At 44.3% G+C, this 24,579-nt stretch carries 42 protein-coding genes and 1 pseudogene; 40 read left to right on the plus strand and 3 right to left on the minus strand.

Going from position 1 to position 24,579, the window contains the following annotated elements; all coding sequences use genetic code 11:
• The 36 genes and pseudogenes from rplD (at position 1) to ACWJJ5_RS18720 (ending at position 19,246) form a co-directional block, all read left to right on the plus strand.
• Positions 1–624 carry a 50S ribosomal protein L4 gene (rplD, locus tag ACWJJ5_RS18545; RefSeq protein WP_003156466.1) on the plus strand — a complete coding sequence of 208 codons (624 nt, stop codon included), beginning with the start codon at positions 1–3 and terminating at the stop codon, positions 622–624.
• A complete protein-coding gene (gene rplW, locus ACWJJ5_RS18550) occupies positions 624–911 on the plus strand; it encodes a 50S ribosomal protein L23 (protein ID WP_003156467.1) in 288 nt (95 codons plus the stop codon). The genes rplD and rplW overlap by 1 nt, the downstream gene beginning before the upstream one ends.
• A gap of 31 nt (positions 912–942) precedes the next feature.
• Positions 943–1,776: a 50S ribosomal protein L2 gene (rplB, locus tag ACWJJ5_RS18555; RefSeq protein WP_003156470.1), complete on the plus strand. Its 834-nt coding sequence runs from the start codon at positions 943–945 to the stop codon at positions 1,774–1,776.
• 57 nt (positions 1,777–1,833) lie between these two features.
• Positions 1,834–2,112, plus strand: coding sequence for a 30S ribosomal protein S19 (gene rpsS, locus ACWJJ5_RS18560; protein WP_003156472.1), 279 nt, complete (start codon positions 1,834–1,836; stop codon positions 2,110–2,112).
• Positions 2,113–2,128: 16 nt separating this feature from the next.
• The gene (rplV, locus tag ACWJJ5_RS18565; RefSeq protein WP_003156475.1) at positions 2,129–2,470 is read left to right on the plus strand and encodes a 50S ribosomal protein L22; all 342 of its coding nucleotides are present in this window, start codon (positions 2,129–2,131) and stop codon (positions 2,468–2,470) included.
• Positions 2,471–2,473: 3 nt separating this feature from the next.
• Positions 2,474–3,130, plus strand: a complete 657-nt coding sequence (gene rpsC / locus ACWJJ5_RS18570) for a 30S ribosomal protein S3 (protein ID WP_003156476.1) — start codon at positions 2,474–2,476, stop codon at positions 3,128–3,130.
• A 1-nt stretch (position 3,131) separates the two neighbouring features.
• Positions 3,132–3,566: a 50S ribosomal protein L16 gene (gene rplP, locus ACWJJ5_RS18575; protein ID WP_003156478.1), complete on the plus strand. Its 435-nt coding sequence runs from the start codon at positions 3,132–3,134 to the stop codon at positions 3,564–3,566.
• A complete protein-coding gene (gene rpmC, locus ACWJJ5_RS18580) occupies positions 3,556–3,756 on the plus strand; it encodes a 50S ribosomal protein L29 (RefSeq protein ID WP_003156482.1) in 201 nt (66 codons plus the stop codon). The genes rplP and rpmC overlap by 11 nt, the downstream gene beginning before the upstream one ends.
• A gap of 22 nt (positions 3,757–3,778) precedes the next feature.
• The gene (gene rpsQ, locus ACWJJ5_RS18585) at positions 3,779–4,042 is read left to right on the plus strand and encodes a 30S ribosomal protein S17 (protein ID WP_003156484.1); all 264 of its coding nucleotides are present in this window, start codon (positions 3,779–3,781) and stop codon (positions 4,040–4,042) included.
• Positions 4,043–4,082: 40 nt separating this feature from the next.
• Positions 4,083–4,451, plus strand: a complete 369-nt coding sequence (rplN, locus tag ACWJJ5_RS18590; RefSeq protein ID WP_007410404.1) for a 50S ribosomal protein L14 — start codon at positions 4,083–4,085, stop codon at positions 4,449–4,451.
• Between the two features lie 36 nt (positions 4,452–4,487).
• Positions 4,488–4,799, plus strand: coding sequence for a 50S ribosomal protein L24 (gene rplX, locus ACWJJ5_RS18595; RefSeq protein ID WP_003156486.1), 312 nt, complete (start codon positions 4,488–4,490; stop codon positions 4,797–4,799).
• 26 nt (positions 4,800–4,825) lie between these two features.
• Complete coding sequence (rplE, locus tag ACWJJ5_RS18600; protein ID WP_003156487.1) at positions 4,826–5,365, plus strand: 50S ribosomal protein L5; 540 nt, start codon at positions 4,826–4,828, stop codon at positions 5,363–5,365.
• 22 nt (positions 5,366–5,387) lie between these two features.
• Complete coding sequence (gene rpsN / locus ACWJJ5_RS18605; protein WP_003156488.1) at positions 5,388–5,573, plus strand: 30S ribosomal protein S14; 186 nt, start codon at positions 5,388–5,390, stop codon at positions 5,571–5,573.
• A 31-nt stretch (positions 5,574–5,604) separates the two neighbouring features.
• Complete coding sequence (gene rpsH, locus ACWJJ5_RS18610) at positions 5,605–6,003, plus strand: 30S ribosomal protein S8 (protein WP_003156489.1); 399 nt, start codon at positions 5,605–5,607, stop codon at positions 6,001–6,003.
• A 30-nt stretch (positions 6,004–6,033) separates the two neighbouring features.
• Positions 6,034–6,573 carry a 50S ribosomal protein L6 gene (gene rplF / locus ACWJJ5_RS18615; protein WP_003156490.1) on the plus strand — a complete coding sequence of 180 codons (540 nt, stop codon included), beginning with the start codon at positions 6,034–6,036 and terminating at the stop codon, positions 6,571–6,573.
• Between the two features lie 34 nt (positions 6,574–6,607).
• Positions 6,608–6,970: a 50S ribosomal protein L18 gene (gene rplR / locus ACWJJ5_RS18620; protein WP_003156492.1), complete on the plus strand. Its 363-nt coding sequence runs from the start codon at positions 6,608–6,610 to the stop codon at positions 6,968–6,970.
• A gap of 24 nt (positions 6,971–6,994) precedes the next feature.
• Positions 6,995–7,495, plus strand: a complete 501-nt coding sequence (gene rpsE, locus ACWJJ5_RS18625) for a 30S ribosomal protein S5 (RefSeq protein WP_003328273.1) — start codon at positions 6,995–6,997, stop codon at positions 7,493–7,495.
• A gap of 13 nt (positions 7,496–7,508) precedes the next feature.
• Positions 7,509–7,688: a 50S ribosomal protein L30 gene (rpmD, locus tag ACWJJ5_RS18630; protein ID WP_003156497.1), complete on the plus strand. Its 180-nt coding sequence runs from the start codon at positions 7,509–7,511 to the stop codon at positions 7,686–7,688.
• A gap of 30 nt (positions 7,689–7,718) precedes the next feature.
• Positions 7,719–8,159 (plus strand): 50S ribosomal protein L15, encoded by a 441-nt coding sequence (gene rplO / locus ACWJJ5_RS18635; RefSeq protein ID WP_003156499.1) that lies wholly within the window; start codon positions 7,719–7,721, stop codon positions 8,157–8,159.
• Between the two features lies 1 nt (position 8,160).
• Positions 8,161–9,456: a preprotein translocase subunit SecY gene (gene secY / locus ACWJJ5_RS18640; RefSeq protein ID WP_003156501.1), complete on the plus strand. Its 1,296-nt coding sequence runs from the start codon at positions 8,161–8,163 to the stop codon at positions 9,454–9,456.
• 51 nt (positions 9,457–9,507) lie between these two features.
• A complete protein-coding gene (locus ACWJJ5_RS18645) occupies positions 9,508–10,161 on the plus strand; it encodes an adenylate kinase (protein ID WP_007410407.1) in 654 nt (217 codons plus the stop codon).
• Positions 10,158–10,904 (plus strand): type I methionyl aminopeptidase, encoded by a 747-nt coding sequence (gene map, locus ACWJJ5_RS18650; RefSeq protein WP_003156505.1) that lies wholly within the window; start codon positions 10,158–10,160, stop codon positions 10,902–10,904. The genes ACWJJ5_RS18645 and map overlap by 4 nt, the downstream gene beginning before the upstream one ends.
• Before the next feature lie 64 nt (positions 10,905–10,968).
• Positions 10,969–11,251, plus strand: a pseudogene (locus ACWJJ5_RS18655) (KOW domain-containing RNA-binding protein).
• Positions 11,229–11,447: a translation initiation factor IF-1 gene (gene infA / locus ACWJJ5_RS18660; RefSeq protein WP_003156508.1), complete on the plus strand. Its 219-nt coding sequence runs from the start codon at positions 11,229–11,231 to the stop codon at positions 11,445–11,447. Before ACWJJ5_RS18655 ends, infA begins: the two are co-directional and overlap by 23 nt.
• A gap of 33 nt (positions 11,448–11,480) precedes the next feature.
• Positions 11,481–11,594 (plus strand): 50S ribosomal protein L36, encoded by a 114-nt coding sequence (gene rpmJ, locus ACWJJ5_RS18665; protein ID WP_003156543.1) that lies wholly within the window; start codon positions 11,481–11,483, stop codon positions 11,592–11,594.
• A gap of 22 nt (positions 11,595–11,616) precedes the next feature.
• Entirely contained in the window at positions 11,617–11,982 is a 366-nt protein-coding gene (gene rpsM / locus ACWJJ5_RS18670; RefSeq protein WP_003156545.1) for a 30S ribosomal protein S13, read from the plus strand.
• Between the two features lie 20 nt (positions 11,983–12,002).
• Entirely contained in the window at positions 12,003–12,398 is a 396-nt protein-coding gene (gene rpsK / locus ACWJJ5_RS18675) for a 30S ribosomal protein S11 (protein ID WP_007410409.1), read from the plus strand.
• A gap of 176 nt (positions 12,399–12,574) precedes the next feature.
• The gene (locus ACWJJ5_RS18680) at positions 12,575–13,519 is read left to right on the plus strand and encodes a DNA-directed RNA polymerase subunit alpha (protein ID WP_003156549.1); all 945 of its coding nucleotides are present in this window, start codon (positions 12,575–12,577) and stop codon (positions 13,517–13,519) included.
• A gap of 77 nt (positions 13,520–13,596) precedes the next feature.
• Positions 13,597–13,959, plus strand: a complete 363-nt coding sequence (gene rplQ / locus ACWJJ5_RS18685) for a 50S ribosomal protein L17 (protein WP_003156550.1) — start codon at positions 13,597–13,599, stop codon at positions 13,957–13,959.
• Between the two features lie 131 nt (positions 13,960–14,090).
• A complete protein-coding gene (locus ACWJJ5_RS18690; RefSeq protein WP_007615256.1) occupies positions 14,091–14,936 on the plus strand; it encodes an energy-coupling factor ABC transporter ATP-binding protein in 846 nt (281 codons plus the stop codon).
• A complete protein-coding gene (locus ACWJJ5_RS18695; protein WP_014416754.1) occupies positions 14,912–15,781 on the plus strand; it encodes an energy-coupling factor ABC transporter ATP-binding protein in 870 nt (289 codons plus the stop codon). The genes ACWJJ5_RS18690 and ACWJJ5_RS18695 overlap by 25 nt, the downstream gene beginning before the upstream one ends.
• Positions 15,778–16,575: an energy-coupling factor transporter transmembrane component T family protein gene (locus ACWJJ5_RS18700; RefSeq protein ID WP_014304219.1), complete on the plus strand. Its 798-nt coding sequence runs from the start codon at positions 15,778–15,780 to the stop codon at positions 16,573–16,575. Before ACWJJ5_RS18695 ends, ACWJJ5_RS18700 begins: the two co-directional genes overlap by 4 nt.
• Before the next feature lie 12 nt (positions 16,576–16,587).
• On the plus strand, positions 16,588–17,331 hold the full coding sequence (gene truA, locus ACWJJ5_RS18705) for a tRNA pseudouridine(38-40) synthase TruA (protein ID WP_454022610.1): 744 nt from the start codon (positions 16,588–16,590) through the stop codon (positions 17,329–17,331).
• A 159-nt stretch (positions 17,332–17,490) separates the two neighbouring features.
• The gene (gene rplM / locus ACWJJ5_RS18710) at positions 17,491–17,928 is read left to right on the plus strand and encodes a 50S ribosomal protein L13 (RefSeq protein WP_003156556.1); all 438 of its coding nucleotides are present in this window, start codon (positions 17,491–17,493) and stop codon (positions 17,926–17,928) included.
• A gap of 20 nt (positions 17,929–17,948) precedes the next feature.
• On the plus strand, positions 17,949–18,341 hold the full coding sequence (gene rpsI, locus ACWJJ5_RS18715; RefSeq protein WP_003225846.1) for a 30S ribosomal protein S9: 393 nt from the start codon (positions 17,949–17,951) through the stop codon (positions 18,339–18,341).
• 137 nt (positions 18,342–18,478) lie between these two features.
• Positions 18,479–19,246, plus strand: a complete 768-nt coding sequence (locus ACWJJ5_RS18720; protein WP_070081275.1) for a class I SAM-dependent methyltransferase — start codon at positions 18,479–18,481, stop codon at positions 19,244–19,246.
• Between the two features lie 13 nt (positions 19,247–19,259).
• Here ACWJJ5_RS18720 and ACWJJ5_RS18725 read toward each other — a convergent pair whose 3' ends face one another.
• A complete protein-coding gene (locus tag ACWJJ5_RS18725) occupies positions 19,260–19,733 on the minus strand; it encodes a DinB family protein (protein ID WP_014304222.1) in 474 nt (157 codons plus the stop codon).
• A gap of 130 nt (positions 19,734–19,863) precedes the next feature.
• Between ACWJJ5_RS18725 and ACWJJ5_RS18730 the strand changes: the two genes are divergently transcribed.
• The 3 genes from ACWJJ5_RS18730 to ACWJJ5_RS18740 all read left to right on the plus strand — a co-directional run bounded on the left by ACWJJ5_RS18730 (position 19,864) and on the right by ACWJJ5_RS18740 (position 22,213).
• Complete coding sequence (locus ACWJJ5_RS18730) at positions 19,864–20,307, plus strand: DUF2521 family protein (RefSeq protein WP_165409940.1); 444 nt, start codon at positions 19,864–19,866, stop codon at positions 20,305–20,307.
• A gap of 60 nt (positions 20,308–20,367) precedes the next feature.
• Positions 20,368–21,081, plus strand: coding sequence for an N-acetylmuramoyl-L-alanine amidase CwlD (cwlD, locus tag ACWJJ5_RS18735; protein WP_070081277.1), 714 nt, complete (start codon positions 20,368–20,370; stop codon positions 21,079–21,081).
• A 79-nt stretch (positions 21,082–21,160) separates the two neighbouring features.
• Entirely contained in the window at positions 21,161–22,213 is a 1,053-nt protein-coding gene (locus tag ACWJJ5_RS18740) for an Mrp/NBP35 family ATP-binding protein (RefSeq protein WP_454022611.1), read from the plus strand.
• 32 nt (positions 22,214–22,245) lie between these two features.
• Here ACWJJ5_RS18740 and gerD read toward each other — a convergent pair whose 3' ends face one another.
• The gene (gerD, locus tag ACWJJ5_RS18745; protein WP_003156569.1) at positions 22,246–22,803 is read right to left on the minus strand and encodes a spore germination lipoprotein GerD; all 558 of its coding nucleotides are present in this window, start codon (positions 22,801–22,803) and stop codon (positions 22,246–22,248) included.
• A gap of 107 nt (positions 22,804–22,910) precedes the next feature.
• Here gerD and kbaA point away from each other — a divergent pair, with 107 nt between their 5' ends.
• Positions 22,911–23,507: a KinB-signaling pathway activation protein gene (kbaA, locus tag ACWJJ5_RS18750; RefSeq protein ID WP_003156571.1), complete on the plus strand. Its 597-nt coding sequence runs from the start codon at positions 22,911–22,913 to the stop codon at positions 23,505–23,507.
• On the opposite strand, the gene pdaB is transcribed toward kbaA, so the two are convergent.
• Entirely contained in the window at positions 23,508–24,272 is a 765-nt protein-coding gene (pdaB, locus tag ACWJJ5_RS18755) for a polysaccharide deacetylase family sporulation protein PdaB (RefSeq protein ID WP_070081278.1), read from the minus strand.
• Positions 24,273–24,579: the final 307 nt, after the last annotated feature.

The following is a 24,579-nucleotide window of genomic DNA, read 5'->3' on the forward strand; positions in this document are numbered from 1 at the left end:
ATGCCAAAAGTAGCATTATACAACCAAAACGGTTCTACTGCTGGTGATATCGAATTAAACGCTTCTGTATTTGGAATTGAGCCAAATGAGAGCGTAGTATTCGACGCTATTCTTATGCAAAGAGCTTCCTTACGTCAAGGATCTCACAAAGTAAAAAATCGTTCTGAAGTACGCGGCGGAGGTCGCAAACCATGGCGTCAAAAAGGTACAGGTCGTGCCCGTCAAGGTTCAATCCGTTCACCGCAATGGCGCGGAGGTGGTGTCGTATTCGGCCCAACACCACGCAGCTATTCTTACAAATTACCTAAAAAAGTTCGCCGCTTGGCAATCAAATCAGTATTGTCTTCTAAAGTGAACGACAACAACATTATTGTTCTTGAAGATCTTACTCTTGATACGGTTAAAACAAAAGAAATGGCAGCTGTCCTTAAAGGATTATCTGTTGAGAAAAAAGCTTTAATCGTAACTGCGGATGCAAACGAAGCAGTATCTCTTTCTGCACGCAACATCCCTGGAGTTACAGTTGTTCAAGCTAACGGAATCAACGTGTTAGACGTTGTCAACCACGAGAAGCTTCTGATTACAAAAGCTGCGGTTGAAAAAGTAGAGGAGGTGCTTGCATAATGAAAGATCCTCGTGATGTTCTTAAGCGCCCCGTCATTACTGAACGTTCTGCTGATTTAATGACTGAAAAAAAATATACTTTTGAAGTTGATGTAAGAGCTAATAAAACAGAAGTGAAAGATGCAGTTGAAAGTATCTTTGGAGTGAAAGTTGACAAAGTCAACATCATGAACTACAAAGGGAAATCAAAACGTGTCGGCCGCTACACTGGTATGACTAGCCGTCGCAGAAAAGCGATCGTAAAACTTACTGCAGACAGCAAAGAAATCGAAATTTTTGAAGCTTAATTATCTGTAAAAAGAAGGAGGGAAATTCAAAATGGCGATTAAAAAGTATAAACCGACCTCTAACGGACGTCGTGGCATGACAACTTCAGATTTTGCTGAAATCACGACTGACCAGCCGGAAAAATCCTTGCTTGCGCCCCTTCACAAAAAAGGCGGACGTAACAACCAAGGTAAATTGACTGTACGTCACCAAGGTGGCGGACACAAACGCCAATACCGTGTTATCGACTTCAAACGCGATAAAGATGGTATACCTGGACGCGTTGCTACAGTTGAGTACGATCCAAACCGTTCAGCTAACATTGCACTAATCAACTATGTAGACGGAGAAAAACGTTACATTCTTGCACCAAAAGGAATTCAAGTAGGTACTGAAATCATGTCCGGCCCTGAAGCTGACATCAAAGTAGGTAACGCACTTCCGCTTATCAACATCCCTGTTGGTACAGTTGTGCATAACATTGAATTAAAACCTGGTAAAGGCGGACAGCTTGTACGTTCAGCTGGTACATCTGCTCAGGTTCTTGGTAAAGAAGGCAAATACGTTCTTGTACGTCTTAACTCTGGTGAAGTTCGCATGATCCTTTCTGCTTGCCGCGCTTCTATCGGTCAAGTAGGTAACGAGCAGCACGAACTTATCAACGTTGGTAAAGCAGGACGCTCTCGCTGGAAAGGCATCCGCCCTACAGTCCGCGGTTCTGTAATGAACCCTAACGATCACCCGCACGGTGGTGGTGAAGGTCGCGCGCCAATCGGACGTAAATCACCAATGTCTCCTTGGGGCAAACCGACTCTTGGATTCAAGACACGTAAGAAAAAGAACAAATCTGATAAATTTATCGTACGTCGTCGTAAAAATAAATAACGGGGTTGTCTACGGTTCATTTCGGACCGTAGTGCAATCACGAAGGGAGGTTCCAAAATGGCTCGCAGCTTGAAAAAAGGACCATTTGTCGATGGACACTTGATGACAAAAATCGAGAAATTAAATGAAACGGACAAGAAACAAGTTGTAAAAACTTGGTCTCGCCGTTCAACTATTTTCCCACAATTTATCGGTCACACTATCGCAGTATATGACGGACGTAAACACGTGCCTGTATTCATTTCTGAAGACATGGTAGGCCACAAGTTGGGCGAATTCGCACCGACTCGTACTTACAAAGGCCACGCCAGTGACGATAAAAAAACAAGACGCTAAGAGAGGAGGCTTTTAAATGCAAGCTAAAGCTGTTGCAAGAACAGTCCGTATTGCTCCTCGTAAAGCACGTCTAGTAATGGACCTGATTCGAGGTAAGCAAGTAGGCGAAGCAGTATCTATCTTGAACCTAACTCCGAGAGCTGCTTCTCCGATCATCGAAAAAGTTTTAAAATCTGCTATCGCAAATGCTGAGCACAACTACGAGATGGACGCTAACAATCTGGTTATTTCTCAGGCATTTGTTGACGAAGGCCCAACGTTAAAAAGATTCCGCCCGCGTGCTATGGGACGTGCGAGCCAAATCAACAAACGTACGAGCCACATTACAATCGTTGTATCAGAAAAGAAGGAGGGATAAGTAGTGGGTCAAAAGGTAAATCCAGTCGGTCTTCGTATCGGAGTCATTCGTGATTGGGAATCTAAGTGGTACGCTGGTAAAGATTACGCTGACTTCCTGCACGAAGATTTAAAAATTCGTGAATTCATTAGCAAACGCCTTTCTGACGCTTCTGTTTCTAAAGTAGAAATCGAGCGTGCAGCAAACCGCGTTAACATTACGATCCACACTGCTAAGCCTGGTATGGTAATCGGTAAAGGCGGATCTGAAGTTGAAGCACTTCGTAAAGCCCTTAACAGCCTTACTGGCAAGCGTGTACACATTAACATTCTTGAAATCAAAAGAGCAGATCTTGATGCTCAGCTTGTAGCTGACAACATCGCTCGTCAACTAGAAAACCGTATTTCTTTCCGCCGTGCGCAGAAACAACAAATCCAACGCACTATGCGTGCTGGAGCACAAGGTGTGAAAACAATGGTTTCCGGCCGTCTTGGCGGAGCTGATATCGCTCGTTCTGAATACTACAGTGAAGGAACTGTTCCATTGCACACTTTACGTGCTGACATCGACTATGCAACATCTGAAGCTGACACAACTTACGGTAAGCTTGGTGTAAAAGTCTGGATCTATCGTGGAGAGGTTCTTCCTACTAAGAAGAAAACTGAGGAAGGAGGAAAATAATATGTTATTACCAAAACGCGTTAAATATCGCAGAGAGCATCGCGGAAAAATGCGCGGTCGCGCTAAAGGCGGTACTGAAGTACATTTTGGTGAGTACGGTATCCAGGCTCTTGAAGCTTCTTGGATCACGAACCGCCAAATCGAAGCTGCACGTATTGCGATGACTCGTTACATGAAACGTGGCGGTAAAGTTTGGATTAAAATTTTCCCTTCAAAACCTTACACTGCTAAACCGCTTGAGGTACGGATGGGTTCCGGTAAAGGGGCTCCTGAAGGCTGGGTAGCTGTTGTAAAACCGGGCAAAGTTTTATTTGAAATTTCTGGTGTGTCTGAAGAGGTAGCTCGTGAAGCTCTTCGTCTTGCATCTCACAAATTGCCAATTAAAACGAAGTTCGTAAAACGTGAAGAAATTGGTGGTGAATCAAATGAAAGCTAATGAAATTCGTGACCTTACCACTGCTGAAATTGAACAAAAAGTAAAGTCTCTTAAAGAAGAACTTTTCAATCTTCGCTTTCAATTAGCGACAGGACAACTTGAAAATACTGCTCGCATTCGTGAAGTGCGCAAAGCTATCGCGCGCATGAAAACTGTGATTCGTGAAAGAGAAATTGCTGCCAACAAATAATCACTGAGGGGAGGTCGTGAGCATGAGCGAACGTAACCAACGCAAAGTTTACCAAGGCCGTGTTGTTTCTGACAAAATGGATAAAACCATCACTGTTGTTGTTGAAACATACAAAAAGGATCCTATTTACGGTAAACGCGTAAAATACTCAAAGAAATTCAAAGCACATGATGAAAATAACCAAGCTAAAATCGGAGACATCGTAAAGATCATGGAAACTCGTCCATTATCTGCAACTAAGCGTTTTCGTCTAGTAGAAGTTGTCGAAGAAGCTGTTATTATCTAATAAAGTTCGGAATTCTTTTTCCGAAGGGAGGTAACAAATAATGATTCAACAAGAGACTCGTTTAAAAGTTGCTGACAACTCCGGTGCGCGTGAGGTACTTACTATTAAAGTTCTTGGCGGTTCTGGACGTAAAACGGCTAACATTGGTGATGTAATTGTTTGCACGGTTAAACAAGCAACACCAGGAGGCGTTGTCAAAAAAGGTGAAGTCGTAAGAGCTGTTATCGTTCGCACAAAAAGCGGAGCACGCAGAACTGACGGATCATACATCAGCTTCGATGAGAATGCATGTGTTATCATCCGTGACGACAAGAGCCCGCGTGGAACTCGTATCTTCGGACCGGTTGCCCGTGAATTACGTGAAAACAACTTCATGAAAATTGTTTCTCTGGCTCCAGAAGTTATCTAATGAAATAAATGCCTTACTCAAGGAGGTGCGATCAGGATGCATGTGAAAAAAGGCGATAAAGTAATGGTTATCTCTGGTAAAGATAAAGGCAAACAAGGTACGATCCTTGCTGCTTTCCCTAAAAAGGACCGCGTTCTAGTTGAGGGCGTAAACATGGTGAAGAAGCACTCTAAACCAACTCAAGCAAACCCTCAAGGCGGTATTTCTAATCAAGAGGCGCCAATTCATGTATCAAACGTTATGCCGCTCGATCCTAAAACAGGTGAAGTGACTCGCGTAGGATACAAAGTGGAAGATGGCAAAAAAGTTCGTGTTGCAAAAAAATCTGGGCAAGTCTTAGATAAATAGTATTTAAAGGAAGGGAGGTCTATCTCATGAACCGCCTTAAAGAAAAGTACAATAAAGAAATTTCACCTGCTTTAATGACGAAGTTCAACTACGACTCTGTTATGCAGGTGCCAAAAATCGAAAAAATCGTAATCAACATGGGTGTCGGTGATGCTGTTCAAAACGCAAAAGCAATCGACAGTGCTGTTGAAGAATTAACGTTTATCGCAGGTCAAAAACCTGTCGTTACTCGTGCGAAGAAATCAATTGCTGGATTCCGTCTTCGTGAGGGAATGCCTATCGGTGCGAAAGTAACTCTTCGCGGAGAGCGCATGTATGATTTCCTTGATAAACTTATTTCTGTATCTTTACCGCGTGTACGTGACTTCCGCGGGATTTCTAAGAAATCTTTCGACGGTCGCGGAAACTACACTCTTGGTATCAAAGAACAGTTAATCTTCCCTGAAATTGACTACGATAAAGTAACAAAGGTTCGCGGAATGGACATCGTTATCGTAACGACTGCTAACTCTGACGAAGAGGCTCGTGAGCTATTAACTCAAGTAGGTATGCCGTTCCAGAAATAATCAATGAAAGGGAGGCGAAATCGTGGCTAAAAAGTCAATGATTGCGAAACAACAACGTACACCAAAGTTTAAAGTGCAAGAGTACACTCGCTGTGAACGCTGCGGACGTCCGCACTCAGTCATTCGTAAATTTAAACTTTGCCGTATTTGTTTCCGTGAGCTTGCATATAAAGGACAAATTCCTGGCGTGAAAAAAGCCAGCTGGTAATCCCCAAGAATGGGAAGGAGGTAATTATATAATGGTTATGACAGATCCAATTGCAGATATGCTGACTCGTATTCGCAATGCAAACATGGTACGTCATGAGAAGCTTGAAATTCCTGCTTCTAAATTGAAAAGAGAAATTGCTGACATTTTAAAGCGTGAAGGTTTCATTCGTGACGTTGAGTTCGTAGAAGACAGCAAACAAGGTATCATCCGCGTTTTCTTGAAATACGGACAAAACAACGAGCGCGTTATCACTGGTCTTAAAAGAATCAGCAAACCAGGTTTGCGTGTATACGCTAAATCAAATGAAGTACCTCGCGTACTTAACGGTCTTGGAATCGCGATTATTTCTACATCACAAGGTGTTTTAACGGACAAAGAAGCTCGTGCAAAACAAGCTGGTGGAGAAGTTCTAGCATACGTTTGGTAAGAAGTTTAACAAGAATGGAGGTGTTTTAGTATGTCTCGTGTAGGTAAAAAACTGCTTGAGATCCCTTCTGGAGTTACAGTAACGCTGAACGAAGGCAACACTGTAGCTGTAAAAGGACCAAAAGGAGAATTAACTCGTACTTTCCATCCTGATATGGAAATCAAAATTGAGGACAACGTGCTTACAGTTACTCGTCCTTCTGATCACAAAGAGCACCGTGCGCTGCATGGTACGACTCGCAGTCTGCTTGGAAACATGGTTGAAGGCGTATCTAAAGGATTTGAAAGAGGTTTGGAATTAGTCGGTGTCGGTTATCGTGCGGCTAAATCCGGAAACAAACTTGTTTTAAACGTTGGATACTCTCACCCTGTTGAGATCGTTCCTGAAGAGGGCATCGAAATCGAAGTTCCTTCTCAAACTAAAGTAGTTGTAAAAGGTACAGACAAAGAGCGTGTAGGAGCTATCGCTGCTAACATCCGCGCTGTACGTTCTCCAGAGCCTTACAAAGGTAAAGGAATCCGCTACGAAGGTGAAGTTGTTCGCCGTAAAGAAGGTAAATCTGCTAAGTAAGACCGCTTAAAGTGAAGAAAGGAGTGACCTAAGGATGATTACGAAAACTAGCAAAAATGCTGCTCGTCAAAAAAGACATGCCCGTGTTCGTGCTAAACTTTCAGGCACAGCTGAAAGACCTCGTCTGAATGTGTTCCGTTCAAACAAACACATTTATGCTCAAATCATCGATGATGTAAATGGTGTTACACTTGCTAGTGCCTCTACTCTCGATAAAGATTTGAACGTGGAAAGCACTGGTGACAGCGCTGCTGCTGCTAAAGTCGGTGAACTCGTTGCGAAACGCGCTTCTGAGAAAGGTGTTTCTGACGTAGTATTTGACCGCGGCGGATACTTATACCATGGACGTGTAAAAGCTCTGGCCGATGCAGCTCGTGAAGCCGGACTGAAATTTTAATAAAAAAAGGAGGGACACATGATTATGCGTCGTATTGACCCAAGCAAATTAGAGTTAGAAGAACGCTTAGTTACGGTTAACCGCGTAGCGAAAGTTGTTAAAGGTGGTCGTCGTTTCCGTTTCGCAGCTCTAGTCGTTGTCGGTGACAAAAACGGTCACGTAGGTTTCGGTACTGGTAAAGCACAAGAAGTACCTGAAGCAATCCGCAAAGCTGTTGAAGATGCGAAAAAGAATTTGATTGAAGTACCAATGGTTGGAACTACGATTCCACACGAAATCATCGGACGTTTCGGTGCAGGCAATATCTTGTTGAAACCTGCTTCTGAAGGTACTGGAGTTATCGCTGGAGGCCCTGTACGTGCGGTACTTGAGCTTGCTGGCGTTGCTGATATCCTTTCTAAGTCTTTAGGTTCTAACACACCGATCAACATGATCCGTGCAACACTTCAAGGTTTAAGTGAGCTTAAACGTGCCGAAGACGTTGCGAAGCTTCGTGGAAAATCTGTAGAAGAACTGTTAGGATAAGGAGGGAACATTAATGGCTAAATTAGAAATTACCCTCAAACGCAGTGTAATCGGTCGCCCGGAAGATCAGCGCGTTACTGTAAGAACACTTGGTTTAAAGAAAACAAACCAAACTGTCGTTCATGAAGATAACGCTGCGATCCGCGGTATGATTAATAAAGTATCTCATCTAGTTTCTGTTAAAGAACAATAAAAATAAATTATAGGCTAAGGAGGTGTCCTAATGAAACTTCATGAATTAAAGCCTTCAGAAGGTTCACGTAAAGTACGCAATCGCGTAGGTCGTGGTATTGGTTCTGGTAACGGTAAAACAGCTGGTAAAGGTCACAAAGGTCAAAACGCTCGTTCTGGCGGCGGTGTACGCCCTGGATTCGAGGGGGGACAAATGCCTTTATTCCAACGTCTTCCTAAGCGCGGTTTTACAAACATCAACCGTAAGGAATACGCTATTGTGAACGTAGACAAATTGAACGGTTTTGCGGAAGGAACGGAAGTCACTCCTGAACTTCTTCTTGAGACTGGTGTTATTAGCAAACTTAATGCAGGAGTAAAGATTCTTGGCAACGGTAAATTAGAGAAAAAATTAACTGTAAAAGCCAATAAATTCTCTGCTTCTGCGAAAGAAGCTGTTGAAGCTGCTGGCGGTACAGCTGAGGTGATCTAACTTGTTTAAGACAATCTCCAACTTTATGCGTGTGAGTGATATTCGGAATAAAATCATTTTTACATTACTCATGCTTATCGTCTTTCGCATAGGTGCGTTTATCCCTGTGCCATATGTAAATGCTCAGGCGTTGCAGACACAAAGTTCGATGGGGGTTTTTGATCTCCTTAACACATTTGGCGGCGGTGCGCTTTATCAGTTCTCCATTTTTGCGATGGGAATTACACCTTACATCACTGCTTCGATCATCATTCAGCTGCTTCAGATGGATGTTGTGCCGAAGTTTACCGAGTGGTCTAAGCAAGGTGAAGTCGGCCGCCGTAAATTAGCTCAGTTCACGAGATATTTTACGATTGTGCTTGGTTTTATCCAGGCATTAGGTATGTCTTACGGGTTTAACAACCTGGCAAACGGTATGCTGATTGAAAAATCCGGCATATCGACATATCTGATTATTGCTTTAGTACTCACTGGAGGAACTGCTTTTTTAATGTGGCTGGGAGAACAAATTACTTCCAATGGAGTAGGTAACGGAATTTCGATCATCATCTTCGCGGGGATTGTGGCTAGTATTCCGAAAACTGTTGGGCAGATTTATGAGACTCAATTTGTCGGCAGCAGCGATCAGCTGTTTATTCATATTGTAAAAATCGCTTTACTGGTGATTGCGATTTTGGCCGTTATTGTTGGTGTTATTTTCATTCAGCAGGCCGTACGCAAAATCGCGATTCAATATGCAAAAGGGCAAGGTCGTTCACCTGTTGGCGGAGGCCAGTCAACTCACCTTCCGCTTAAAGTGAATCCGGCAGGGGTTATTCCGGTAATCTTTGCGGTTGCGTTCCTTATTACGCCGCGTACTATCGCGTCATTTTTCGGAGAAAACGATGTGACAAAGTGGATTCAAGCCAACTTTGACAATACACATCCGGTGGGCATGACGGTTTATGTCGCATTAATTATCGCCTTTACGTACTTCTATGCTTTTGTGCAGGTAAACCCTGAACAAATGGCTGATAACCTTAAAAAACAGGGTGGCTATATCCCGGGGGTTCGTCCAGGGAAAATGACTCAAGATAGAATTACGAGCATTTTGTATCGACTTACGTTTGTGGGTTCTATATTCTTAGCCGTGATTTCCATTCTTCCTATCTTTTTCATTCAATTCGCTGGATTGCCTCAAAGTGCACAGATTGGCGGAACATCATTGTTAATTGTCGTCGGGGTAGCCTTGGAGACAATGAAGCAGCTGGAGAGCCAGTTAGTGAAACGTAATTACCGAGGATTTATGAAAAATTAGAGGACTGGTTTTAACCATTCCTCTTAATAAGAGAGGACGGGGGAAATCCGAATGAACTTAGTCTTAATGGGACTTCCTGGAGCCGGTAAAGGCACACAGGGAGAACGAATTGTTGAGGATTATGGGATACCTCATATCTCAACGGGAGATATGTTCCGTGCTGCTATGAAAGAAGAAACACCACTCGGACTCGAAGCAAAGTCTTATATTGATAAAGGCGAGCTCGTACCGGACGAAGTCACAATCGGCATTGTCAAAGAAAGACTCGGCAAAGATGATTGTGAAAGAGGTTTTCTTCTGGACGGATTTCCGCGAACAGTCGCTCAGGCTGAAGCTCTTGAAAACATTCTTGAGGAATACGGCAAGCCGATTGATTATGTCATTAACATTAAAGTAGACAAAGACTCTTTAATGGAACGTTTGACTGGACGCAGAATTTGCAGTGTTTGCGGCACAACCTATCATTTGGTTTTCAATCCGCCGAAAACGCCGGGTGTTTGTGATAAAGACGGAGGAGACCTTTATCAACGGGCAGATGATAATGAGGAAACCGTCTCAAAACGGCTTGAGGTCAACATGAAGCAGACTCAGCCTTTACTCGATTTTTATTCTGAGAAAGGGTATCTTGTCAACGTCAATGGCCAGCAGGACATTAACGACGTGTACAAAGATGTGAAAGAGCTTCTTGGAGGATTGAGCAAATGATTATCTGTAAGACCCCTCGTGAGCTTAGCATCATGCGGGAAGCAGGGCGAATCGTGGCTTTGACTCATGAAGAGATGAAAAAGCACATTAAACCAGGAATCTCGACAAAAGAATTGGATCAAATTGCCGAACGTTTTATTGAGAAGCAGGGTGCAATCCCATCTTTTAAGGGGTATAATGGGTTTCGCGGGAGCATCTGTGTATCAGTTAATGAAGAACTCGTTCACGGAATTCCTGGTAAAAGGGTTTTGCGTGACGGTGACATTATCAGCATTGATATCGGTGCTAAATTAAATGGTTATCATGGTGACTCTGCTTGGACATATCCGGTAGGAAACATCAGTGATGATGATAAACGACTGCTGGAAGTGACAGAGGAGTCTTTATATAAAGGCTTGAAGGAAGCAAAACCAGGTGAACGTTTGTCGAATATTTCCCACGCAATACAAACGTATGTCGAAAATGAGCAGTTTTCAGTTGTTAGGGAGTATGTCGGACATGGTGTTGGTCAAGACTTGCATGAGGATCCGCAAATTCCTCATTACGGTCCGCCAAACAAAGGACCTAGGCTGAAGCCTGGTATGGTTCTCGCTATAGAACCGATGGTTAACGCTGGCAGCCGGTATGTGAAAACATTGGCTGATAACTGGACGGTTGTAACGGTAGATGGGAAAAAGTGTGCTCATTTTGAACATACGATTGCGATTACGGAAACGGGTTTTGATATACTGACAAAAGTCTAGATGATGAAATGAATTCCATGACACATGTTTTTCATTCCGCACCTGGGCAGATTGTAGGTTTACAATTGGTCGGAAGAAAAACCGGCTAGCTGCTGTCATCGGAATGAAGATTCATCATCGTGTACTAAAGCAGACGGAGAAAAGCGTACATTTCATTCTCCTTAGAAAAAGAATATCAATCATTCACCCTTTATGATTGCGTATCTCCGGAAGTTCAGAACAGTATAAACGAAACAGGGCGTGTGACAAACGGATAACTGAGATTTTCTCTTTTGAAATTTGTCAGAGAGCAAGTTACTGATTTGAAGAAGGGAGAACACTTGAATGGCGAAAGACGATGTAATTGAAGTGGAAGGTACGATAGTCGAAACTCTGCCAAACGCGATGTTCAAAGTTGAACTCGAAAATGGCCATACGGTTTTGGCTCACGTATCTGGTAAAATCCGCATGCACTTCATTCGCATTTTACCTGGAGACAAAGTTACGGTAGAATTATCTCCATATGACTTAACTCGTGGCAGGATTACGTACCGTTACAAATAAAGCACTCCGGAAACTGAAGGAGGTTGGAAACACATGAAAGTGAGACCATCAGTTAAACCAATCTGCGAGAAATGTAAAGTTATTCGCAGAAAAGGAAAAGTAATGGTGATCTGTGAAAATCCAAAGCATAAACAAAAACAAGGATAATTAATAAGGAGGTGCCCAGAGAATGGCTCGTATTGCTGGTGTAGATATCCCACGTGACAAACGTGTTGTTATTTCTTTAACATATGTCTTCGGAATTGGCCGCACAACGGCTCAGCAAGTCTTGAAAGAGGCTGGTGTTTCTGAAGATACTCGTGTGCGTGATCTTACTGAAGAAGAACTTGGTAAAATCCGTGATGTTATTGACAAACTGAAAGTAGAAGGTGACCTTCGCCGTGAAGTTTCTCTTAACATCAAGCGTCTGATCGAAATCGGAAGCTACCGCGGAATCCGCCATCGCAGAGGTTTGCCTGTTCGCGGACAAAACTCTAAAAACAATGCGCGTACTCGTAAAGGTCCGCGTCGTACTGTAGCTAACAAGAAAAAATAAGTAAGGGAGGTACCTAAACAATGGCTGCTGCTCGTAAACAAAACACGCGTAAACGTCGCGTGAAAAAGAATATTGAGTCAGGAATCGCTCATATTCGTTCAACTTTCAACAACACGATCGTTACGATCACTGATACTCATGGTAATGCTCTTTCTTGGTCAAGTGCCGGAGCTCTAGGATTCAGAGGTTCTCGTAAATCGACTCCTTTTGCTGCGCAAATGGCTGCTGAAACAGCTGCTAAAGGTTCAATCGAACACGGACTTAAAACTCTTGAAGTAACTGTTAAAGGACCAGGTTCTGGCCGTGAAGCTGCAATCCGTGCTTTACAAGCTGCCGGACTTGAAGTTACAGCTATCAGAGACGTAACTCCTGTTCCTCATAATGGATGCCGTCCACCAAAACGTCGCCGCGTGTAATTTGTTTGTATAGATTTTGTGTCCCTGTCAATAATGGGTTATGATACAGTTATTTATGAAACGAATGCACCGACTCGTTGCCTGAGCACATACGGGACTAAACAATGGGGAATTTCGGATGGAATCTCATATGATTCTATTCGAGGTTTCGACGTTTTGAAGGAGGGTTTTAAGTAATGATCGAGATTGAAAAACCAAAAATCGAAACGGTTGAAATCAGCGACGATGCCAAATTTGGTAAGTTTGTCGTAGAGCCGCTTGAGCGTGGATATGGTACAACTCTGGGTAACTCCTTACGTCGTATCCTCTTATCCTCACTCCCTGGTGCCGCTGTAACATCGATCCAGATAGATGGTGTACTGCACGAATTCTCGACAATCGAAGGCGTTGTGGAAGATGTTACAACGATAATCTTGCACATTAAAAAGCTTGCATTGAAAATCTACTCTGATGAAGAGAAGACGCTTGAAATTGATGTACAGGGCGAAGGAACTGTCACAGCAGCTGATATTACACACGACAGCGATGTTGAAATCCTTAATCCGGATCTTCATATCGCGACTCTTGGTGAGAATGCGAGTTTCCGAGTTCGCCTTACTGCACAAAGAGGACGTGGGTATACACCTGCTGATTCGAACAAAAGAGACGATCAGCCAATCGGCGTGATTCCGATCGATTCAATCTTTACGCCAGTTTCTCGTTTATCTTATCAGGTAGAAAACACTCGTGTAGGCCAGGTTGCAAACTATGACAAACTTACACTTGATGTTTGGACTGACGGAAGCACTGGACCGAAGGAAGCAATTGCTCTCGGTTCAAAGATTTTAACTGAACACCTTAATATATTCGTCGGTTTAACTGACGAAGCTCAGCATGCTGAAATCATGGTTGAAAAAGAAGAGGACCAAAAAGAAAAAGTTCTTGAAATGACGATTGAGGAACTTGATCTTTCTGTCCGTTCTTACAACTGCTTGAAGCGTGCGGGCATTAACACGGTTCAAGAACTTGCGAACAAGACGGAAGAAGATATGATGAAAGTTCGCAACCTGGGGCGCAAATCACTTGAAGAAGTGAAAGCGAAACTTGAAGAACTTGGACTCGGCCTTCGCAAAGACGATTGATCTAGTTTCCATGTGAACTAGGATTTTCGTGTGTTTTTTAATTAGAAACAGCATTCCATTAAAGGAGGGGACATCACATGTCATACAGAAAACTAGGACGTACGAGTTCACAGCGTAAAGCTATGCTTCGTGATCTTACAACAGATTTGATCATCAACGAAAGAATTGAAACAACTGAAACACGTGCGAAAGAACTTCGCTCTGTTGTTGAAAAGATGATCACTCTTGGTAAGCGCGGTGACTTGCATGCTCGTCGTCAAGCTGCTGCATACATTCGCAACGAGGTTGCTAATGAAGAAAATAACCAAGATGCACTTCAAAAATTATTCTCTGACATTGCAACTCGTTACGAGGAGCGCCAAGGCGGATACACACGTATTATGAAGCTTGGTCCTCGCCGTGGTGACGGTGCACCAATGGCAATCATCGAATTGGTTTAATCACATATTTTTGTGTATCTAAAGAAGGGCGGGACAGTTTCTAACTGGATCTATGCCCTTTTTTTAGATATCAGAACTTTTTATCATGAGACAGAAAAGCAGAGCTATAGCTGAGAGGAGGTCAGGCGCCCGTGGATCAAAAACAGCTTATATCCGTAAAAGACATTCTATTCCGCTACCGCAAAGATGCAGAAAGACCGGCGCTGGACGGTGTGAGTCTGGAGGTATATGAAGGAGAATGGCTTGCTATCGTAGGTCACAACGGTTCAGGGAAGTCGACTTTGGCCAGAGCGCTGAACGGGCTGATTTTGCCTGAGGCCGGAGAAATTGAAGTCGGCGGCATCAAGCTGACTGAGGATACCGTGTGGGATGTGCGGAAAAAAATAGGGATGGTCTTTCAGAATCCCGATAACCAATTTGTCGGAACGACTGTTCGCGATGATGTGGCTTTTGGTTTAGAAAACAATGGTGTTCCGCGCGAAGAAATGATTGAGAGAGTAGATTGGGCTGTCACACAAGTCAATATGCAGGATTTTCTTGATCAAGAGCCGCACCATCTCTCCGGAGGTCAAAAACAAAGAGTGGCGATCGCGGGAATTATTGCCGCGCGTCCTGATATTATGATTTTGGATGAAGCGACATCCATGCTTGACCCGATTGGGAGAGAAGAAGTCCTTGATACTGTCAGACGCTTAAAAGATCAGGGCATGGCCACCGTCATTTCGATAACACATGACCTGGAAGAAGCCGCAAGGGCGGACAGGATCATTGTGATGAACGGCGGCAGGAAATATGCAGAGGGCACGCCTGAAGAGATTTTTAAATTAAATGAAGACTTGGTTCGCATCGGTCTTGATTTGCCTTTCTCATTCCAGCTCAGCCTGCTTTTGAAAGAAAGCGGACTGGCGTTAACGAAAAACCATCTGACTCAGGAAGGGCTGGTGAATGAGCTGTGGACATTAAAATCAAAGATGTAGAACACCGCTATCAAATGAAGACACCGTTTGAACGGCTTGCTCTGTATGATATCAATGCCGTGATAAAAGAGGGCAGCTACGTTGCCGTCATCGGGCATACAGGGTCGGGCAAATCGACGCTCCTGCAGCATTTAAACGGTTTGCTGAAACCGACTAAAGGACAGCTTGAGCTCGGGAGCACGATTCTGGCAGCCGGTAAAAAAAATAAAGACCTTAAGACTTTGCGAAAAAAAGTCGGAATCGTTTTCCAATTTCCCGAACATCAGCTGTTTGAAGAGACTGTGCTGAAGGACATCGCATTCGGACCGATGAATTTCGGTGTAAAAAAAGAAGACGCTGAACGGAAAGCAAAAGAAATGCTGGGGCTTGTGGGCCTTCCGGAAGACATTTTGGATCGTTCACCGTTCGAGCTCAGCGGCGGCCAGATGCGCAGAGTGGCGATTGCCGGCGTTCTCGCGATGGAGCCGGAAGTGCTGGTTTTGGATGAACCGACGGCCGGTCTTGATCCGAGAGGGCGCCAGGACATTATGGACATGTTCTATGCGCTTCATCAGCGGGGAAACCTGACTACCGTTCTCGTCACCCACAGCATGGAGGACGCCGCCCGCTATGCTGACGAAATGATCGTCATGCACAAAGGAACCATTAAAGCGACGGGAAGTCCGCGTGACTTGTTTGTAAAAGGTGAAGAGATGGCCGAAATGGGACTGGATCTTCCTGAGTCGGTGAAGTTTCAGAGACGGCTTGAGAAGGCTCTCGGAGTCAAGTATGAGAAACCCATGCTGACCCTGCAGGATGCCGCCAGTGAAATTAAGGCTTTCTTTCAGGAGGAAAAGGATCAATGATGGACAGCATGATTATCGGAAAGTATGTTCCCGGATCATCGCTTATTCACCGATTGGACCCGAGAACAAAACTTGTCAGCATCTTTCTTTTTGTATGTATCGTTTTTTTGGCAAACAACGTACAGACGTACGCTTTGCTCGGTTTGTTTACATTCGGGGTGATCGCCTTAACACGAGTGCCGTTCAGCTTTTTGCTGAAGGGGCTTAAGCCGATTATCTGGATTGTGGCGTTTACCTTTTTATTACACATTTTCATGACGCATGAAGGATCTGTCATTTTTCAGCTTGGCTGGTTTAAAGTGTATGAGGGCGGACTTATACAGGGGATTTTTATCTCCCTCCGTTTCGTTTACCTTATCTTTATGACGACGCTGCTGACGCTGACAACAACGCCGATTGAAATAACGGATGGAATGGAGCAGCTCCTGAATCCTTTTAAAAAGGTGAAGCTGCCTGTACACGAACTCGCATTGATGATGTCGATATCATTGCGATTTATCCCGACATTAATGGAAGAGACAGATAAAATCATGAAGGCGCAAATGGCGAGGGGTGCGGACTTTACAAGCGGCCCGGTGAAAGACAGAATCAAAGCGGTTGTTCCGCTGCTTGTCCCGCTGTTTGTCAGCGCCTTTAAACGCGCGGAAGAGCTTGCGGTCGCCATGGAGGCGAGAGGCTACCAGGGCGGTGAGGGGAGAACGAAATACAGAAAGCTCGTCTGGACCGGAAAGGATACCGGAGCTATTCTGCTCATCATCGTATTAGCCGTGTTATTGTTTTTCTTAAGAAGTTAGAGGTGCTGCTGAATGAGAGTGAAATGTACCATTGCTTATGACGGGCATTTATTTAACGGATATCAGGTTCAGCCTGGAAAGCGGACCGTTCAAAGTGAATTGGAAAAAGCGCTGGCCGTCATCCACAAAACGGATGGCAGGGTGCCTGTCATCTCATCGGGCCGCACGGACAGCGATGTTCATGCTGCCGGGCAGGTCATTCATTTTGATACGCCGCTGTCCATCCCGGCTGAGAAATGGCCGTTTGCGCTCAATGCCCTGCTGCCTGATGATATTGCCGTCAAAACAGCAGAGATTGCGGATGATGGGTTCCATGCACGATTTAGCGCGGTCCAAAAGGAATATCGCTACTTTGTATATACGGAGAAACACCCGGACGTATTTAAACGACATTACGCTTACCATTTTGCATATCAGCTTAATGTGCAGAAAATGAGGGAAGCTTCAAGGCACCTCATCGGGACACATGATTTCACAAGCTTTTGCGCGGCTGATACCGCGGTTCAGGATAAGGTCAGAACGATTTACGAGCTGGATTGGACTGAGACCGAAGACGGCCTGCAGATGCGGATCACCGGAAATGGTTTTCTCTATAATATGGTCAGAATCATTGCCGGAACGTTATTGGATACAGGAGCTGGAAAATTTTCTCCCGATGATGTAAAAGCAATGCTCAAAGCGAAGGATCGCGAAGCCGCGGGGCGCACCGCACCGGGGCACGGACTGTATTTATGGAGCGTCTGCTATGACAACTAAACCAGGTGTAACATTTTCTTGACAGAGTCTGCATAAAGTTATAAGATATCATATGGTATGTATTTCAACCCCACGATAAGCCCCGGAACTTATTGTGTTGTGAAATAGAACGTAACAGAAGTTTATGAAAAAATGACAGATCATTTAGGAGGGAATTAAATGCGTACAACACCTATGGCTAACGCAAGTACTATTGAACGCAAGTGGTTAGTTGTTGATGCAGCAGGCAAGACTTTAGGACGTCTTTCTACAGAAGTTGCATCTATCCTTCGCGGGAAACACAAACCGACTTACACACCGCACGTTGATACTGGAGATCATGTGATCATCATCAACGCTGAAAAAATCGAGTTAACTGGTAAAAAGTTAACTGATAAAATCTACTACCGTCACACAATGCACCCAGGCGGTCTGAAATCAAGAACAGCTCTTGAAATGCGTACAAACTACCCTGAGAAAATGCTTGAGCTTGCTATCAAAGGCATGCTTCCAAAAGGTTCTCTAGGTCGTCAAATGTTCAAGAAATTGAACGTATACCGTGGTTCTGAGCATCCACATGAAGCACAAAAACCTGAAGTTTACGAACTTCGCGGTTAATTAAAAAGGAGGTTACCAATTTGGCACAGGTTCAATATTACGGTACTGGCCGTCGTAAAAGTTCTGTAGCGCGTGTGCGCTTAGTTCCAGGAGAAGGTCGTATCGTCGTTAATAATCGTGAAATCAGCGAGCACATTCCATCTCCGGCTCTAATCGAAGATATCAAACAACCATTAACTTTAACTGAAACAGCTGGTACTTATGATGTTTTAGTAAACGTACATGGAGGCGGCTTATCTGGTCAAGCTGGAGCAATCCGTCACGGTATCGCTCGTGCTTTGCTTGAAGCAGATCCAGAATACCGTGCAACACTTAAACGTGCTGGTCTTCTGACTCGTGACGCTCGTATGAAAGAACGTAAAAAATACGGTCTTAAAGGCGCTCGTCGTGCACCTCAGTTCTCAAAACGTTAATCGTTTTGGATGGCAAAAACCACAACTTCTTGGTTGTGGTTTTTTTGTATTTTTTTCTCATATCGAAGAGGTTATCCGATGTTTTTCTAGAATTGTTTGTTATACTCTATTCATTACCAATAAGGAGCGCAGTTATAATGAATAAGTTAGTCATACATAACAGCAAGGCATGGGATAAAAAAGTCGAAACAGGCAATGAATGGACGGTTGCGGTTGATTCTCATACGATTGGTGAAGCGAAAAAAGGCAATTGGAGCATCAGAATGACCCCCGGAAAAGATGTGCCGGCGGATTGGTTTCCGCCCATAGACGGTCTGAAGGTTCTTTGTCTTGCTTCAGGAGGAGGACAGCAAGGGCCGGTCCTTGCTGCTGCAGGAGCGGACGTCACCATCTTTGACAATTCGGAAAAACAGCTTGCGCAAGACAGAATGGTTGCCGAGCGGGACGATCTTACGCTTCGGACTGTCAAAGGCAGCATGAATGATCTGAGCTGTTTTGATGATGAGACATTTGATTTTATCGTGCACCCGGTATCGAATTGCTTTGTTGATACGGTTCTTCCGGTATGGAAAGAAGCTCATCGCGTATTGAAAAAAGGCGGGTCTTTAGTCTCCGGTTTTGTAAATCCCGTCGTGTTCTTATTTGATATGGATTTAGAGCAGGAAGGCGTACTAAAAGTAAAGTATTCCATTCCGTTTTCGGATGAAAAAGATCTGAGTAAGAAAAAGGTAAAGGAACTTATTGATAATCATGAAGCGCTTGAATTCGGCCATACGCTGGAGGATCAAATTAAAGGCCAGATTGACGCAGGCTTTATGGTTGCCGGTTTTTACGAGGACAAAGGCGGCCTCGTGCTGGATGAATACATTAATACATACTCCGTAACAAGAAGCATTAAAATATAAAAACGGCATCCCGTCAGAGGTGCTGTTTTTTTGCGGCTTTTTCCTGCGGACGGCTGATCACATTAGCCGAAACCGGTTCTATTCCAATTTCTCTGGCCCAAACCGACAGTTGTCCCATATGGTGAATCTCATGCGCAAGGATGTGGCGGAGAATATCTTCTTTAGGAAAGGTTTGGTCCATCCAGTCCGGCTTAACAAGATCCGGCCCTTTGCGGGAGACCGCATGAATAACATCCTCCCGATACTGTTCAGACAGCTTTCTGAGATCCTGAATGCTCGTATAGTCAGACTCAGCGGGTAAAACATCATCTTTACCTAAAATGGCACGAGCCCAGCTGATCTCGACATCAATGATATGAAATAAAGTCCGCAAGATGCTCTCCATTCCGCCTGTCCGGGTTTTCGTCAGTTCCTCCCGGCTCAGCTTTTCACATATCATAAACCACTCGTCACGCACCGTCCAATTGTATTGAAACAGCTTTTTCATCACGTCACCTCAGCTCTTTATTCTTCCAGTTAACATAAAACTCCTTCATTTGGGAGGATTTCCACTATCAACAAAGCATGCTTTTTCCCTTTTCCTTTCAAAATAACAGTAAAAAGGAGCGTGGCTGGCAATGGCAGAAGTATTATCTTTTTCAGACGTGAAACGGCAGAAGGATTTTGAGCTTGAGAAGAGTTTACTAAAGGAGCTGTCACTGACGCAGATCATTCAGTCCGTAAAAGCATGTCTTACCCCTTTGTTTCCCTTTCTTCAAGACGAAAACGGCATTCTGAGTGAAGGATGCATAGATTTTGCAATTGAAGCGTATTTATTAGGCGGCAGGTTCGGCGTATTTGGCTATTATGGTGAGTCTTTGCAGAGGGCAAACGCCCGTTCGGCTGAAGAAGAGGAAGAACTGACGGCCGATTTTTTTGAATATCTTTGCAATTGGACGCATGAGCAATATTCCTCCGTTGAACAAAAAGAAGTCTATGAAGCGTCCTGCCGGTTTATCAACAGCTGGTGGACGGAAGGATTTCTGCAAAGGGAAAAACAATGTAAGCTCCGCATGAGGTAATCATAATTTCCTCCCTTGTCCCATACTTATTAATAACGGGGACAAGCGGGAGGGAAAGCTATGACAAAAAAGCTGAAATGGCTCGGTTTTTTACTTGGCTTTATCATATTATTGTGTTTATTCCGGTTTCAATTCCATAATGATGATTCCTGGCGGCCGTGGAGCCTGCCGCTGAGCGGGAAAATCATCTATCTCGATCCGGGACACGGCGGGCCGGACGGAGGCGCCACGGGAGGCAGTCACCTTGAAAAGGACATTACTCTCGAAGTGGCCTCCAGGGTCAGAGACTATTTGCAGGAGCAGGGAGCTTTGGTCATTATGACGCGGGAGACGGATACTGATTTAGCTCCTGAAGGGACGAGAGGCTACAGCCGACGCAAAGCGGAAGATCTGAGAAAGCGCGTGGAGATCATCAACCGTTCAGAGGCGGAGCTTTATATCAGCATTCATCTGAACGCCATACCGTCACCGAGATGGAGCGGCGCCCAAAGCTTCTACTATGGAAAATACGAAGAGAATGAAAAAGTGGCAAAATATATACAGGACGAATTGAGAATCAATTTGGAGAATACAACGAGAAAGGCAAAACGGATACACGGCATTTACTTAATGCAGAATGTAACCAAACCGGGCGCCCTGGTGGAAATCGGATTTCTGTCCAATCCCGCGGAAGCGAAAAGGCTCGGCCAGCCTAAATATCAGGACAAAATCGCTTCTTCCGTGTATAAGGGCGTATTGAGATATTTCACAGAGAAAGGAGACCCTCCCGAGTAAGGAGGGTTTTTCGCCGATTCTACGTTTAATATATGGTATAATACCATTTGTAAACGAATACACAAAGGGTGAGGGTTCGATGATAAGAGAAGATGGAGTAAGAAATATAGTCGGAAACATGCGCGAACCTTTTCTTCATAGACCGCTGGGAGAATTGGATGCCATTAAAGAAGTAAAGGTCAAGCCGGAAAAACGGCATGTCAGTGTAAAAATTGCATTGGCAAAAACGGGGACGGCTGAACAGATGGGCATTCAGCAGGAAATCGTATCCGTTTTGAAAGAAGCGGGTGCGGAAACTGTCGGACTGCGGTTTGAAGAGCTGCCGGAAGAAACATTGGCGAAATTCAGCCGGCCTGCTGCTGAAAGCGAAACTCTGCTGAATAAGAAACATCCGCCGGTCTTTCTTGCGGTGGCAAGCGGAAAAGGCGGTGTCGGCAAATCAACGGTTTCCGTCAACCTGGCCATTTCTCTTGCGCGGCTCGGCAAAAAAGTCGGCTTGATCGACGCGGATATATACGGATTCAGCGTGCCGGACATGATGGGTATTACAGTTCGCCCGACAGTTGAAGGAGAAAAACTGCTTCCTGTCGAAAGATTTGGAGTAAAGGTTATGTCGATGGGCTTTTTCGTTGAAGAAAATGCTCCGGTTGTGTGGAGAGGGCCGATGCTGGGCAAGATGCTGAATAACTTCTTCCATGAGGTTGACTGGGGAGAGGTTGACTATATCGTTCTCGATCTGCCGCCCGGCACGGGTGATGTGGCGCTCGATGTACACACGATGCTTCCGAGCTGCAAAGAGATTATCGTATCGACGCCGCACCCTACAGCCGCATTTGTAGCGGCGAGAGCGGGTTCTATGGCGATTAAGACCGATCATGAAGTTGTAGGGGTCATTGAAAATATGGCTTATTATGAAAGTGCAAAAACCGGCGAGAGAGAATATGTGTTCGGTCAAGGCGGGGGAGACAAGCTTGCAGAGGAATTGCAGGTGCCGCTGCTTGGCAGAATTCCTTTAAAACAGCCTGATTGGGACAAGGACCAGTTTGCGCCTTCTGTCTATGACAGAAGTCATCCGATCGGGGAAATTTATATGGGAATCGCCCAGAAAGTCATTGAAAAAACAGCTGAATAAAAAAGGGGCCGGGATCAACACGGCCCGGCCTTTTATTGGCTTTCTTTTTCAGAGCTTGAAGCCGCTTTTTTCAATTCATCCTCGAATTGCTTTTTGAAAAGCGGGCTGGAAAGTGTCTCTGTAATTACATCTTCTAAGTAACTGCGGAACTTTTGGCTTTTCACCAGCTCATAGTATTTTTTATCCATGCCGGGGTCCTGCATGATCTGCATAAAACTTTTCTGATAATCAGGGTCTTTCATCAGTTTTTTTATGATTTTTTCGTGCTCGGGCTGAAGCGTTTTTGCAAAGCTCTCGGCGAACTTTGAGTCTTCAAAGATGGTTTTCCAGAACTCCGCCCCTTTTTTAGAGGTGAGGGTTTTCTCTATTGTGCCTTTAATGGCATTTTGATCAATCACCAATGCCTCATTCATCGCATCATCATTTAATATTTCCTTAATTGCTTTTTTTCCATCATCTGTCTTTAATATATCAACAACCATTTTTTTAGTCTGGTCATAATCCATATCCGCTGCTTGGTCTTTTGGAGCACAAGCTGTTACAGATAATACAACAAAACAGCTTATCAATAGCGTTCTGGCTTTTGACATGCATAAGCTCCTTCCTTACTTGTACTTATTTTTAATATGATTCATCGGAATGGATTTATACATAACAAAATATCGCTGAACGCGATTGTCAGGGGGATGAATAAGAGATGAAAAGCCGCGGGCTTGTTCGATTTTTCTTTTCGATTTTAGCTGTGGGCGCTCTTATTACAAGCGTCGTGGGATTTGCACTGAAGTGGGGGGAGTACAAGGGGTTCTTTCTGAATTTTGAGGCCGGTCAGATTTTCTCTGTTCTGATCTGGTTTATCGGGGTAGGCATGATTTTCAGTGTGATCAGCCAGATGGGATTCTTCGTCTTTCTGACGGTGCACCGGTTTGCCCTTGAAATTCTCAGATCAAACTCGCTTTGGAATCTGCTTCAGCTGTTTATCATTCTGTTTGTCGCTTTTGATTTAATGTACGTCAGATTTTTGTTTTTCGGTGAGCGGGATGACTCGATTGCGGGGTTTGTCTGGCTGCCGCTGGCTCTGCTTGCCGTCGGCCTGTTGACGGCGTATATAAAACAAAAGCAGTCCTCAAAAAATACGTTCGTTTCATCATTATTTTTAATGGTCGTAATTACAGCGCTTGAATGGGTTCCTGCGCTAAGAGTGAATAATGAGGACTGGCTTTATTTGATGCTGATTCCGCTGATGGGCTGCAATGCGTTTCAGCTGTTAATGCTGCCGAAGTTTGCCCAGAGGTAGTTATTTCACTTCTGATGACTTGACGTCAGTATTTGCGATCAGGTCGCCGACTGTCACGTTTTTCAGTCCTTTTTGCTTTAAATTGTGAATGATGGCGGGGAGCGCTTCTTCGGTCTGTGTTGCTGAATCAGAGGCGTGCAGCAGGACAATGTCGCCGCCTTTTATATGACTGTTTACATTTTCAATGATTTTATCAGGACCGGGATTTGTCCAATCCTGCGAGTTAACGCTGTAATGAACCACTGAATAGCGGTACTGCTGTGCAATGGTAAGAACCTTTTTATTAAATTGTCCGGTCGGCGGGCGGAGTAAATGAACATTCTTCACACCCAGCTTTTTAAATGCGGTCTGGGCCCGGAGGATATCTTTTTTTATTTCATTGTCCTCTAGGTTGGTATAATTCTTATACGCATATCCCATGCTGCCGATTTGATGTCCGTCTTTTACCATACGTTCAACTGTGTCCGGGTGCCGTTCCGCCCAAGAAGCTGACAGAAAAAAAGTGGCGTTTTTAATACCGTTTGCTTTTAGCGCGTTCAGAATCGGAACCGCTTTTTCGTCGCCCCAGCTGATATCGAATGTTAATGCGACTTCGCCCGCTTTCGTTTCCCCTTTTGAAATAGCCTTCGGGCTGCTATCAGTTAAAAATACAGGAAGGGGGACGGCTCTCTGTATATAAAAAAAGCTGGCTGCTGCAAATGCGGCAATGATAATAATAAGCAGCTGTTTTATCCTTCTGATGTGCCACACGTAGAAGTGGTTCACTGATGACGCCTCCTTATCTTGTCCATGCTTGATTACATCGTATGCCGCGGCGGAGATGAATATAACGAAATACGTTTCAAAAAAAAACGAAAAAAACACTTGCTAAATTCAGCGAATGCATGGTATATTATTAAACGTCGCTGATGGACAGCAGACAACAACAAAAAGCTTCGGAAACAACTTAAAAAAAGTTGTTGACATAAAAGAAGCTGAGTGGTAAGATAATAAAGCTGCTTCAACAAGCGGTAATGATCTTTGAAAACTAAACAAGACAAAACGTACCTGTTAATTCAAAGTTTTAAATAAA

The organism is Bacillus sp. JK74 (assembly GCF_053663395.1).

What these genes read in the sequence shown, in the direction of transcription:
- rplD (WP_003156466.1), top strand. Translation starts at nt 1, where the DNA reads ATGCCAAAAGTAGCATTATACAACCAAAACGGTTCTACTGCTGGTGAT.
- rplW (WP_003156467.1), top strand. Translation starts at nt 624, where the DNA reads ATGAAAGATCCTCGTGATGTTCTTAAGCGCCCCGTCATTACTGAACGT.
- rplB (WP_003156470.1), top strand. Translation starts at nt 943, where the DNA reads ATGGCGATTAAAAAGTATAAACCGACCTCTAACGGACGTCGTGGCATG.
- rpsS (WP_003156472.1), top strand. Translation starts at nt 1,834, where the DNA reads ATGGCTCGCAGCTTGAAAAAAGGACCATTTGTCGATGGACACTTGATG.
- rplV (WP_003156475.1), top strand. Translation starts at nt 2,129, where the DNA reads ATGCAAGCTAAAGCTGTTGCAAGAACAGTCCGTATTGCTCCTCGTAAA.
- rplP (WP_003156478.1), top strand. Translation starts at nt 3,132, where the DNA reads ATGTTATTACCAAAACGCGTTAAATATCGCAGAGAGCATCGCGGAAAA.
- rpmC (WP_003156482.1), top strand. Translation starts at nt 3,556, where the DNA reads ATGAAAGCTAATGAAATTCGTGACCTTACCACTGCTGAAATTGAACAA.
- rpsQ (WP_003156484.1), top strand. Translation starts at nt 3,779, where the DNA reads ATGAGCGAACGTAACCAACGCAAAGTTTACCAAGGCCGTGTTGTTTCT.
- rplN (WP_007410404.1), top strand. Translation starts at nt 4,083, where the DNA reads ATGATTCAACAAGAGACTCGTTTAAAAGTTGCTGACAACTCCGGTGCG.
- rplX (WP_003156486.1), top strand. Translation starts at nt 4,488, where the DNA reads ATGCATGTGAAAAAAGGCGATAAAGTAATGGTTATCTCTGGTAAAGAT.
- rplE (WP_003156487.1), top strand. Translation starts at nt 4,826, where the DNA reads ATGAACCGCCTTAAAGAAAAGTACAATAAAGAAATTTCACCTGCTTTA.
- rpsH (WP_003156489.1), top strand. Translation starts at nt 5,605, where the DNA reads ATGGTTATGACAGATCCAATTGCAGATATGCTGACTCGTATTCGCAAT.
- rplF (WP_003156490.1), top strand. Translation starts at nt 6,034, where the DNA reads ATGTCTCGTGTAGGTAAAAAACTGCTTGAGATCCCTTCTGGAGTTACA.
- rplR (WP_003156492.1), top strand. Translation starts at nt 6,608, where the DNA reads ATGATTACGAAAACTAGCAAAAATGCTGCTCGTCAAAAAAGACATGCC.
- rpsE (WP_003328273.1), top strand. Translation starts at nt 6,995, where the DNA reads ATGCGTCGTATTGACCCAAGCAAATTAGAGTTAGAAGAACGCTTAGTT.
- rpmD (WP_003156497.1), top strand. Translation starts at nt 7,509, where the DNA reads ATGGCTAAATTAGAAATTACCCTCAAACGCAGTGTAATCGGTCGCCCG.
- rplO (WP_003156499.1), top strand. Translation starts at nt 7,719, where the DNA reads ATGAAACTTCATGAATTAAAGCCTTCAGAAGGTTCACGTAAAGTACGC.
- ACWJJ5_RS18645 (WP_007410407.1), top strand. Translation starts at nt 9,508, where the DNA reads ATGAACTTAGTCTTAATGGGACTTCCTGGAGCCGGTAAAGGCACACAG.
- map (WP_003156505.1), top strand. Translation starts at nt 10,158, where the DNA reads ATGATTATCTGTAAGACCCCTCGTGAGCTTAGCATCATGCGGGAAGCA.
- infA (WP_003156508.1), top strand. Translation starts at nt 11,229, where the DNA reads ATGGCGAAAGACGATGTAATTGAAGTGGAAGGTACGATAGTCGAAACT.
- rpmJ (WP_003156543.1), top strand. Translation starts at nt 11,481, where the DNA reads ATGAAAGTGAGACCATCAGTTAAACCAATCTGCGAGAAATGTAAAGTT.
- rpsM (WP_003156545.1), top strand. Translation starts at nt 11,617, where the DNA reads ATGGCTCGTATTGCTGGTGTAGATATCCCACGTGACAAACGTGTTGTT.
- rpsK (WP_007410409.1), top strand. Translation starts at nt 12,003, where the DNA reads ATGGCTGCTGCTCGTAAACAAAACACGCGTAAACGTCGCGTGAAAAAG.
- ACWJJ5_RS18680 (WP_003156549.1), top strand. Translation starts at nt 12,575, where the DNA reads ATGATCGAGATTGAAAAACCAAAAATCGAAACGGTTGAAATCAGCGAC.
- rplQ (WP_003156550.1), top strand. Translation starts at nt 13,597, where the DNA reads ATGTCATACAGAAAACTAGGACGTACGAGTTCACAGCGTAAAGCTATG.
- ACWJJ5_RS18700 (WP_014304219.1), top strand. Translation starts at nt 15,778, where the DNA reads ATGATGGACAGCATGATTATCGGAAAGTATGTTCCCGGATCATCGCTT.
- truA (WP_454022610.1), top strand. Translation starts at nt 16,588, where the DNA reads ATGAGAGTGAAATGTACCATTGCTTATGACGGGCATTTATTTAACGGA.
- rplM (WP_003156556.1), top strand. Translation starts at nt 17,491, where the DNA reads ATGCGTACAACACCTATGGCTAACGCAAGTACTATTGAACGCAAGTGG.
- ACWJJ5_RS18720 (WP_070081275.1), top strand. Translation starts at nt 18,479, where the DNA reads ATGAATAAGTTAGTCATACATAACAGCAAGGCATGGGATAAAAAAGTC.
- ACWJJ5_RS18725 (WP_014304222.1), bottom strand. Translation starts at nt 19,733, where the DNA reads ATGAAAAAGCTGTTTCAATACAATTGGACGGTGCGTGACGAGTGGTTT.
- ACWJJ5_RS18730 (WP_165409940.1), top strand. Translation starts at nt 19,864, where the DNA reads ATGGCAGAAGTATTATCTTTTTCAGACGTGAAACGGCAGAAGGATTTT.
- cwlD (WP_070081277.1), top strand. Translation starts at nt 20,368, where the DNA reads ATGACAAAAAAGCTGAAATGGCTCGGTTTTTTACTTGGCTTTATCATA.
- ACWJJ5_RS18740 (WP_454022611.1), top strand. Translation starts at nt 21,161, where the DNA reads ATGATAAGAGAAGATGGAGTAAGAAATATAGTCGGAAACATGCGCGAA.
- gerD (WP_003156569.1), bottom strand. Translation starts at nt 22,803, where the DNA reads ATGTCAAAAGCCAGAACGCTATTGATAAGCTGTTTTGTTGTATTATCT.
- kbaA (WP_003156571.1), top strand. Translation starts at nt 22,911, where the DNA reads ATGAAAAGCCGCGGGCTTGTTCGATTTTTCTTTTCGATTTTAGCTGTG.